Source organism: Mesorhizobium sp. M7A.F.Ca.CA.004.04.2.1 (assembly GCF_004022825.1).
In the GTDB taxonomy this organism is placed as follows: Bacteria; Pseudomonadota; Alphaproteobacteria; order Rhizobiales; family Rhizobiaceae; genus Mesorhizobium.
Window position 1 is genome coordinate 1 of record NZ_RZPH01001165.1, and the last position, 1,736, is coordinate 1,736.

Sequence of the window (1,736 nt, forward strand, 5' to 3'; positions counted from 1 at the left end):
TTCATGAACTTCGTCATCTCCTCGGTGATGCTGGTGGTTCTGGCGGCCGGCGTCGCGGTCTATTTCGGCAAGCAGGAATTCACCGAACCCGGACCTTCGGCCAATGGCGACACCTTCCTGGTCAAGCCGAGCACCGGCGTCCAGGATATCGCCGACCAGCTCGAACGCCGCGGGTTGATCAGCGACGCCCGGGTATTCCGCCTTGGCGTGCGGGCCTTCGGCAATGATTCCGCGCTGAAAGCCGGCGAGTACGAGATCAAGCCCAGGGCATCCATGCGCGATATCATGGAGCTTCTGAAGAGCGGCAAGTCGGTGATGTATTCGCTGACCATTCCTGAAGGACTGACGGTCGACCAGGCATTGCAGCGCATCGCCGAGGAGAATGCCTTGAGCGGCGACATGCCGGCAACCACGCCGCCGGAGGGCAGCCTCGCCACCGACACGCTGCGCTTCACGCGCGGAGCGACACGCCAGCAGATGGTCGATAAGCTGCTGGCGGATCAGAAGAAGCTGGTCGACGATGTCTGGCAGCGGCGCGCGCCTGACCTGCCGCTGGCCAACGTCGAGGAGTTCGTCACGCTGGCCTCGATCGTCGAGAAGGAGACGGGCAAGGGTGACGAGCGTTCGCGAGTTGCCGCCGTCTTCCTGAACCGGCTTGCCAAGGGCATGCGCCTGCAATCCGATCCGACCATCATCTACGGGCTGTTCGGCGGCAAGGGAAAGCCGGCGGACCGGCCGATCTACCAGTCGGACATCCAGAAACAGACGCCCTACAACACCTATGTGATCAATGGCTTGCCGCCGACGCCGATCGCCAATCCGGGTCGTGCAGCGCTGGAGGCGGTGGCCAATCCGTCGAAGACCGCCGACCTCTATTTCGTTGCCGACGGCACCGGCGGGCACGTTTTTGCCGCGACGCTGGACGAGCACAACGAGAACGTCGCCCGCTATCGCGCGTTGCTGAAGAAGCAGGCCGATGATGCCGCCAAAGCCGCCAAGACGACTGGCACCGGCGACAGCAATGCCGTCAAACCCGCTGGCAGTGGGCCGGCTGACGGTGCCGACGACAGCGGCGGTGACGCGGGCGCTGCCCAGTAAATGAAGGAAGGCGTTGCCCGGCAGGCAACGCCCTGACATTTGGAAGAGCGCCGCGCGTCCGGTTTCGACGCGCCTGCGGCGCAATCTTTTTCAAGCCGCACTCGCTCTGTCCGGAAAGCCGGTTCAGGGCGATGTGCCAGGGACGTGTGGGCGATATGAATTTGCAGAGCATGACCGGTTTTGCACGTGCCGTCGCCGAGCACGAAGGCACCTCGATCGCCTGGGAGGTCAAGTCCGTCAACGGCAAGAGCGTCGAGGTACGGCTGCGGCTGCCGCAAGGCTTCGAGCGGTTGGAACCTGCTGTCCGGCAAATACTTCAGAAACGTTTTGCACGCGGCAATTTCCAGGCGACGCTGACCATCGGCCGTGCCGTTGGCGCGCAGGCGCAGCCGGTCGTCAACGAAGCCTTCCTGAAGGACCTTGCTGGGCTCGCCAAACGGCTGCAGGAGCAATTCGGCGTTGCTGCGGCGACGTCGGATGGATTGCTTTCGCTGCGCGGCGTGCTCGACATTCCTGAAACCGTCGAAACCGAGGAGGCGAGGGCCGCGCTCGATGCCGCGGTCATGGCCGCGCTCGAAGTGGCCTTGAACGGGCTCGAACAGGCACGGCAGGGCGAAGGAGCCGCGCTGGCTTTGCTG

2 protein-coding genes are annotated in these 1,736 nt (G+C 64.1%); both read left to right on the forward strand.

What is annotated here, in order from left to right:
* A partial coding sequence (mltG, locus tag EN893_RS32520; protein ID WP_128362115.1) for an endolytic transglycosylase MltG occupies window positions 1-1,098 on the forward strand: 1,098 nt, incomplete at its 5' end.
* Window positions 1,099-1,253: 155 nt separating this feature from the next.
* Window positions 1,254-1,736: YicC/YloC family endoribonuclease (locus EN893_RS32525; protein ID WP_164901327.1), on the forward strand; the 483-nt coding region annotated here is incomplete at its 3' end.